Annotated in this window: 8 protein-coding genes and 2 pseudogenes; 4 read left to right on the forward strand and 6 right to left on the reverse strand. The window is 70.2% G+C overall.

Annotation, left to right across the window (positions count from 1 at the left end; genetic code table 11):
- Positions 1 to 208 precede the first annotated feature (208 nt).
- The 3 genes and pseudogenes from ABT297_RS42130 to ABT297_RS42140 form a co-directional block, all read right to left on the reverse strand.
- Positions 209 to 1,312, reverse strand: coding sequence for a thiolase family protein (locus tag ABT297_RS42130; RefSeq protein ID WP_350559513.1), 1,104 nt, complete (start codon positions 1,310 to 1,312; stop codon positions 209 to 211).
- Positions 1,313 to 1,340: 28 nt separating this feature from the next.
- Entirely contained in the window at positions 1,341 to 1,553 is a 213-nt protein-coding gene (locus tag ABT297_RS42135; RefSeq protein WP_350559516.1) for a hypothetical protein, read from the reverse strand.
- A 618-nt stretch (positions 1,554 to 2,171) separates the two neighbouring features.
- A pseudogene (locus tag ABT297_RS42140) lies at positions 2,172 to 2,381 on the reverse strand (hypothetical protein); the annotation flags it as partial.
- 486 nt (positions 2,382 to 2,867) lie between these two features.
- On the opposite strand from ABT297_RS42140, the gene ABT297_RS42145 reads away from it, so the two are divergent.
- The 4 genes from ABT297_RS42145 to ABT297_RS42160 all read left to right on the forward strand — a co-directional run bounded on the left by ABT297_RS42145 (position 2,868) and on the right by ABT297_RS42160 (position 5,389).
- Positions 2,868 to 3,218 (forward strand): PadR family transcriptional regulator, encoded by a 351-nt coding sequence (locus ABT297_RS42145; RefSeq protein ID WP_350559519.1) that lies wholly within the window; start codon positions 2,868 to 2,870, stop codon positions 3,216 to 3,218.
- A complete protein-coding gene (locus tag ABT297_RS42150; RefSeq protein ID WP_350559522.1) occupies positions 3,215 to 3,397 on the forward strand; it encodes a hypothetical protein in 183 nt (60 codons plus the stop codon). Before ABT297_RS42145 ends, ABT297_RS42150 begins: the two co-directional genes overlap by 4 nt.
- A 289-nt stretch (positions 3,398 to 3,686) precedes the next feature.
- The gene (locus ABT297_RS42155; RefSeq protein ID WP_350559525.1) at positions 3,687 to 4,283 is read left to right on the forward strand and encodes a hypothetical protein; all 597 of its coding nucleotides are present in this window, start codon (positions 3,687 to 3,689) and stop codon (positions 4,281 to 4,283) included.
- Positions 4,284 to 4,423: 140 nt separating this feature from the next.
- Positions 4,424 to 5,389, forward strand: coding sequence for a DUF4240 domain-containing protein (locus tag ABT297_RS42160; RefSeq protein ID WP_350559528.1), 966 nt, complete (start codon positions 4,424 to 4,426; stop codon positions 5,387 to 5,389).
- Positions 5,390 to 5,417: 28 nt separating this feature from the next.
- Here ABT297_RS42160 and ABT297_RS42165 read toward each other — a convergent pair whose 3' ends face one another.
- From ABT297_RS42165 to ABT297_RS42175, 3 genes and pseudogenes are all read right to left on the reverse strand, one after another.
- Positions 5,418 to 5,585: a hypothetical protein gene (locus tag ABT297_RS42165; RefSeq protein ID WP_350559531.1), complete on the reverse strand. Its 168-nt coding sequence runs from the start codon at positions 5,583 to 5,585 to the stop codon at positions 5,418 to 5,420.
- Positions 5,586 to 5,691: 106 nt separating this feature from the next.
- Positions 5,692 to 6,798 (reverse strand): DNA polymerase III subunit beta, encoded by a 1,107-nt coding sequence (locus ABT297_RS42170; RefSeq protein WP_350559534.1) that lies wholly within the window; start codon positions 6,796 to 6,798, stop codon positions 5,692 to 5,694.
- 165 nt (positions 6,799 to 6,963) lie between these two features.
- Positions 6,964 to 7,249: pseudogene (locus tag ABT297_RS42175) on the reverse strand (helix-turn-helix transcriptional regulator); the annotation flags it as partial.

Genomic DNA, 7,249 nt, shown 5'->3' on the forward strand with positions numbered 1-7,249 from the left:
TGTTTTTCAGACGTTTGCTATTGTTATCTGACTGCGGGGGGTTCCGAACGTTGGGCCGGGTTCGTCATCGCGGCCGGCAACGAACCTCCCGCCGGGCTCGTCACCGCGGCCGGCAACGAACGTCCCGCCGGGCTCGTCATCGCGGCCGGTAGCGAACGTTGGGCCGGGTTCGTCATCGCGGCCGGCAACGAACCTCCCGCCGGGCTCGTCACCGCGGCCGGTAACGAACCTGTCCGGTCGGGCGGAACGGGCCCAGGACGAGGCCGCGGTTGACGCCGCCGCGGATCGCGAACTGGGTCTGCACCCGCAGCGACACGCCCGCGATGCACACCGGGCGGCGCACCTCGTACAGGGACGAGAACGGCGGCTCGTAGTAGCAGGTGTCGCCGTAGCGCGGCAGGTGATACCACAGGTCGCCGGTCCGCAGGCCGGCCTCGACCTGCGCCTGGATGGCCAGCGTCGCCGCCGGGTTCGGGTCGGTGCGCCACATCTCGGCGATCGCCCGCCGCGCGTGCTGGTCCCGCTTCCAGCGCGGCAGCGTGGCACGATCGGTCATGCACCACACGTCGAAGCGCGGACCGGCCAGCAGCGAGGGCATCGCGGCCAGCTGCCCGACGCGGAACCACAGCTCGAGGGCCCGCTTGAGGTTGCGCTCGATGAGCTCGTGCAGCCCCGGGTGGTAGCGCACGGTGCGCAGCCCGGCGGCGTACTCCACCGCCGCCACCGCCGCCGCGTTGTCCTGGTGCAGCCGGTTGACCGCGGACTCGAACTGCGGCGGCACCCCGGTGCGTACCAGCGCGTGCAGGGCCACCTCGACGTGATCCCGGACCGGCGTGACCGCCGCCTGCAGCGCGGTCAGGTGCTCGGGCGGGCAGGTGACGACCTCCGCCCAGGGCGGCAGCGGCGCGGGCAGCATGGTGTGCATGGCGACGTCGTACTCCGGGTTGGCCCGCGCCTGCCGGGCCCGCGACACCCACTCACCGACCGCCGCCAGCCACGCCGCCGCCTGGTCGAACGTCACCGGCGGCACGTATCCGGCGGTGCCCGGCCGCGCGGCGTAATCGGCGTCGAGGAAGGTCTCGCCGAGCTTCTGCAGCACGAACGCGTTCCACGCCGCCAGCAGCTGACTCGCCGCCGCGGTGGGCACGCTCCACAGCGAGGGCAGCTGCTCGCGCAGCTCGTCGGCCGCGAGGATCTCGTCGTACGCGACGCGCCCGGCCGCGCGCAGCGCCTCCAGATAGGCGGCGTCCCGCTCTCCGGCCAGGCCTGCCCGCAGTCGCGTCAGTAAGCTCGGCTGTTGCGGTTCCACCACCAGCACACGGTAGCGCCTCGGGTCCAGCTCAACCGGCCCAGGCGGACCGCCCGCCGACCTCGGCAAGTTCGCTCATATCGACTCCGGCCTGCGCCAACAGCTCCGCGACCCGCCCGATCGTCAAGAAGTCGACCACGTTGTCACCGTGAATGAGCCGATACCACTTGGACCCGCTCTGATGCCGCACGACCTCGACCCGCCACTCCCCGCCGGGCGTCTGCATGGCACCGATGACCTTCACGCAGCGAGGCTACTTCGCCCCCTGACCTGCGCAAAGGCTGGATCGGCAACTACACCCGTGTAGTTTCGGAGGACCCAGACCCGGACTCGGACGCCGACTCGAACCGGGCTGCCAAGCACCGCGACGCTCACCGTCGGTTCTCAACGAAAATGATCCGTTCCCAGTCTTTCCGACCCGGCCAGTGTCCGCCTCAACGATTCCGATCCAAGGGCCCAGCGTCTCCTGAAGCCTTGTACGGAGCGTGACGTAGCCGTCCCGTCTCAGCCGCCGCCCGCGACCGGTTCCACGCCGAACCCCAGCGCCACCGCTCACCGATCTACCACGACCTGGCCAACACCGACCTGCGACTGTTCGCCATCGTGCGGCACGCGCCCATCTTCGGCATCCAGCGCGACGACACGCTCTGTAGGTCAGTCGATGTTGGCAACGACCATACCCGTCGTCATCAATGGCACCTGCGCCACGACCTCCGCACGCGGGCTGATCACGCTGGTCGGACCCAAACCGACGGGGGACCCATCGCGTTCACCGGTAACATCAGCTGATACCAGCCACATACCGGTCTCTCGCCGATTGCATGGTGCAGGTCCTTCCAATGCAGCGCGGCAGCGCGACGCATCATGTTCTGTGCTGGCACGAGGAGCAGCCGTGCACCCTGGGCCGCGATCGGCGCCGCGGCTTCGCCGAACTGCGTGTCATAGCAGATATATTGATGCCGAACCTGACGCCGCGAAGCACGAACGTGGGATAGGCATCGCCGTTCTCGAACAGGGACTCGCCGGGCACAAGGTGAGTCTTGCGATAGACGCCCACGATCTCACCCCGCGAGACGACTACAGCCGTATTGAAGTACCTGTCATCAGCCCGTTCCCGAACACAAGCGTCTGCCCAATCCGCGCCAGCCGCTGCAACACCACGGCGAACCGGGCAGAGTCAAGGCTGAGCGCACGCTACGGGCCAGCACCTTCCCGGTGCACGCCACAAGATCGTCGAGGAACCACAGATCGGGCGGTGCGACACCATCAAGCAACGATCCCAGCTGATCCGGCGCGACCAAGTCCCACCGGAACGGCACGCTCGCCTCTACCGACGCCACCACGCCATGATGACAGCCCGATCAGGTGGACCTGCCGACCGCCGATGCCCAACCGAGGCCAGCCTCATGGCCGACGAAAGCGCCACTGACGAGGCGCAACCGTGCCCCGCGCCATGACAGCGGCAGATGCGGGCACCAAGATCGCGGATCGAGGATTTATTTGGTCGCGGGCGGTGGTGATGTTCCGTCATACCTTCGCAGCCGATATATTGGTCCACGTGGAAACCCCACTGCGTGAACCCACATTCCTGATCCTCACCGCCCTCGCTGGCGAGCCGATGCACGGCTACGGCCTGATCGCCGAGGTGGCCCGACTGTCCGGCGGCCGCATCTCGCTGCGGCCCGGCACGCTGTACGGCGCGCTGGACCGGCTGGTCGACGCGGGCCTGGTGGGCGTCGATCACGAGGAGATCGTCGACGGCCGGCTACGCCGCTACTACCGGCTCACCGAGCCGGGCGGCGAGCTGCTGGCCGGCGAGACCGAACGCATGCGCCGCAACGTCAAGGCGGCAACCGCCCGGCTGCGAGCCGCCAAGGGCGCACCCCGCCCGAGCCGGAGATTCGCATGAGCCTGCTGCAAAGCCAGCCGGACCGCCCGGAAGGGCATCACCAAGGACGTCCTGCGATGACCGATCTCGAACGGCGCTATGCGCGCTGGGCGGCGCTGTTCTATCCGGCCGAGTATCAGCGGACGCGTGGCTCGGAGCTCGTGGATACCTACCTGTCCCCTGGCCGCGCCCAACCGTAGGAGACCCTCGCGGGCCGACATCGCGGACCTCGCGGCCGGTGGGCTGCGCCAGCACCTACGGACCGCACTCGGCCTCGGCCCCGGCTTCCGGCTCGCCGGCCTGCTCGCACTGACGACCACGAGTGCGTTCGCGAGCGGGTGGGCGATCTTCGAGGCGCTGGCACCCATAGTGTTCCGGTCTAGGTATACCGGGCCTTTCATGTCCCTCGGGGTAGCGGCGTGGGCGGTCTGGTTGCTGACGGCCGTCGTGTACGTCGTCGCTCCCGGCCGGTGGTTTCGTCGCCTGGCAGTGCTCGCCGTGCTGGTCACCGCCGGTGTCGTGCCGGCCGCGATGCTGACCGGAATACCCCGCCCACCGCTGATCGTGCTGCTGCCCCAGCTCGTCCTCGGTATCGTCGCGGTGGGCGCCGCCACACGGCACCGCCGGTGGGTTCGGCTGACGCCGCTCGCCGCCGCAGCATTGACCATGCCGGTCACCGTTGCCGCGCAACTGCGCCTGAACTTCTACGGCGACTACTATCTGCCCGCCGCTACGGCATTGCCAGCCGCTGGGGCGACGCTGCTGATCGGCGTGACGCTGGTCGCGCTCGGCCTGGCCGCCCGGCACGACTACCGCGGTGTCTGGGCGCTGCTGATCCTGCTTACGCCGATCGGCATGCTCGCACTGAACCCGCTCGGTGCGATGCTCGAAGACACCGGCCCCGGCCGGCCCCAGGTCCCGATGTGGTCGTCCATGGCCGCCGTTGCGATCCTGGTCGCCGTAGTGGGATCGGCGCTGCTGGTGCTGGCCCTCGCCGCAAGAGGTCGACGCTCGGCAGGTGGCCGGTCGCTGCCCGCCGAGGCGGTCCATTGCCCAACCTGCGGCGCCCCGTCAAATTCCACGTAGTCCACGACACCTGAACCGGACGGTGGTCGAAGGCTGGTGCGACCTCGGACCACGCGCGACTCGCGGCATGTACGGACGTCGGCTGAGGTTCGGCCGGTGATCCGACCTTGGCAGGGTCGGGCGGCTGGCACGATACGGTCATGCGTCTGCTGCGCCGCCCTATGGCTGAGAACGACTTCTGGAAGCTGATCGCTGTCATGAACGGTGATGTGGACGAGGAAGCGGTCGCCCGGCTGACCGAAGCGTTGTCGGGCCGGCGGCGCCGAGATGTCATCGCCTTCCAGGAGCGGCTGGCTTTGGCGCTGTTCGAACTGGACCGTCAGGAGTTGGCGCGGCAGCCGGTCCGGTTCACGGACGACCCGCCGGACGAGGACCCGATTCCCCTCAGCGACGACGTGTTCCTCTATCTCCGCGCCGGGATCGTTGCCCGCGGCCGCGCGGTCTGGCAGGCAGTGCTGGCCGAGCCCTCATTGCTGGCCGCCGACACCTGGGACGAATGCGAAGACCTGCTTTATGTCGCGGACGAGGTGACCGGCGACGACATCGACACCAAGGTGTCGTACGAGACGGGTTCGAACGAGCGGTACTGGCCGGTGTCGGGCGAGCCCGACCGGGAACCGTGGGACCGAGGGCACCGGCTGGTCTATGTGGAGTGCCGCGACCTGGCCAATCCGATCCACGGGGAAAACATCCACGCGGACGGCAGCACCGAGCCGTTCGTCTCGTACCTGCCACCGAAGTACGTTCCGTGGAACCTGGTCGAGGAACTGGTGATGATGTTCTCGAAGGTGGTGACCCTTAACGGCGGCCTGCCAGCCGAAGTCGGCGCAGTACAGTTGGTCGTCACCATCGACTTCGGAGACGACCAACAGCTCGAGCCCGTCGTGGGCGAACCCGCCGAGGACGACGAATACCACGTCGGCATGGTCCGCCCGGTACACGTCACCGTCGACGCTGCCGAGGCCCGGCACTGGACAACGGACGTGAAACGGTCGCAGCTGTCGATGCTGACCGCCTTGTGCGTGCTCGCGGCCCTGCCCGAACAGCACCCGGCCCGCCCGGACCTCATGCGGATCGCCGACGGCTCGACATCACCGGAACACTGATCAATACGTTCGGGACTGGTGGCCAGGGTCAGCTGTCGGGCCGCGGCCTGACGACGATGATCAAGGTGGCGAGAGGGCCGAGCAACAGAGACCAGAGCCACCAAACCAAGCCGCTGCGGCCCTTGCCCTGTGCGAGGCCTGCGTTGATGAGTGAGAGGGTGAACCAGAACAGGCCTGCCGAGACGGAGTCGTCCACCGGTGTTCCCCCATACGTCGCCAGTTCGCCCCGCCAGGTTAGCGACCACCGTCGACAATGGCGTCCTGGCGTATCTGCGCTGGCCAATCAGCAACGAGTGCGTCGCTCAGGCGGGGTCGGGCCGGCGCATCGGGACGATCAGGTAGCGCAGGTCGGCGGTCGCGGTGGTCACCTCCGTGGCTCGTAGGGCGGGCTGGACGCGCAGCTGCACGGTCTCACCCGGGAAGGCGCCCAGCGCGTCGGCAAGCAGGCGCGCCTGGTAGGACCGGGTCGCCTGGCCCGAGCGGACCGCCGCCTTCACCGTCTCCTCCGACTCGCCGCGCAGCGGGTCGCTGGCCTGCACGAGGACGGCACCCTCGATCGACTGCAGGGTCACGCGGCCCTGTTCGCCGGCATACGCCGCGGCGCGGTCGACGGCGTGGGCCAGCGCGTCGGCATCGAGCTCGACCACGCACTCCGGGGTGACGTCGAGGAGGCGGTCGAACTGGAGGTCCGGGTAGGTGTCGCCGAGCGTCGGGGTCGTCACGCTCCCGCCGGGCCAGGACAGGCCGAACAGCTCGCCGGCGGCGTGCAGGCTCACGGTCTCGGCGCGGCCCAGAACCGGGGCGACACGCGCCAGCAGGCCTGCGGGAACGAGGGCGTCGAACGGGGCCGGCGCCTCGACGGGGACGGTGGCCACGGCGAGCCGATAACGGTCGGTGGCCAGCAGCGACATCCCGCCCGCCACGGCTCGCAGGCGCACGCCGGTGAAGATGGGCAGGGCGTGCTCGCGGGAGGCGGCGCCGGCGACCGCGGCCGTGGCGGTGCGCAGCGCGGGGCCGGGGGCCCGGCCCGTCTCCGGCGGCAGGGCGGCGGCCGGTGGCCACGCGTCGGCGAGCACGGGCAGCGCGAACCGCGCCCCGGGCACGCGGACGGCCATGCGGCTGCCCTCGGCGACCAGCCGAGCCTCGGGCGCGTCGAGGCCGGCGACGGTGTCGGCCAGGCCACGACGCGAGACCAGTGCCTCGCCGGGCTCGTGGACGGTGGCCGGGACCCGCAGCCGGACGGTGAGCGCGCCGTCGGTGGCGGACAGGGCCAGGCCATCCTCGTCGGCACGCAGCAGCGCGGCCGCGTGGACCGGATGCGGCGACCGGCCGGTGATCAGCCGGACGGCGAGTGCGGCGGCCTCAGCCAGGAGTCGGACGGGCGCGGTGACGTCGAGGAGGCGGGTCATGGGTGGAACATAGCGGCGGGGTACGACAAAAAGATGCCGCCGCTGGTCAGCGGGGCGGGGCTACTCCAACATCTCCTCGCGGCCATTGGACGCCGGCGCTTCGAGGATGCTCACGGTGACCGCCTGTTCCGGCGCGCCGGCGTAGCCTGTCGCCGCTGCGCGGTCGCGGCGGTAGCGCCCCGGTGCGGTGCCGAACCGCCGCTTGAACGCCGCCGCGAAGGCGAACTCGCTGGCGTACCCGACGCGCTGCGCGACCACCCGCAGCGGCTCGTCGGAGTCGCGCAGCAGGCGCGCCGCGATCGTCATGCGCCACCATGTGAGGTACGTCAGCGGCGCCCTCCCGGCGAGAGCCGCGAACCGGCGCGCGAACGGCGCCCGCGAGAGCCCGCCGACCGCCGCGAGGTCCGCGACCGTCCAGGCCCGGCCCGGGTCGCGGTGGATGGCCCCGAGC

The sequence above is a fragment of the Dactylosporangium sp. NPDC000555 genome (genome assembly GCF_040300025.1).
In the GTDB taxonomy this organism is placed as follows: domain Bacteria; phylum Actinomycetota; class Actinomycetes; order Mycobacteriales; family Micromonosporaceae; genus Dactylosporangium.

Excerpts from the sequence above, each read along its gene's own strand:
- ABT297_RS42150 (WP_350559522.1), top strand. The coding sequence starts at position 3,215 with ATGAGCCTGCTGCAAAGCCAGCCGGACCGCCCGGAAGGGCATCACCAA.
- ABT297_RS42160 (WP_350559528.1), top strand. The coding sequence starts at position 4,424 with ATGCGTCTGCTGCGCCGCCCTATGGCTGAGAACGACTTCTGGAAGCTG.
- ABT297_RS42170 (WP_350559534.1), bottom strand. The coding sequence starts at position 6,798 with ATGACCCGCCTCCTCGACGTCACCGCGCCCGTCCGACTCCTGGCTGAG.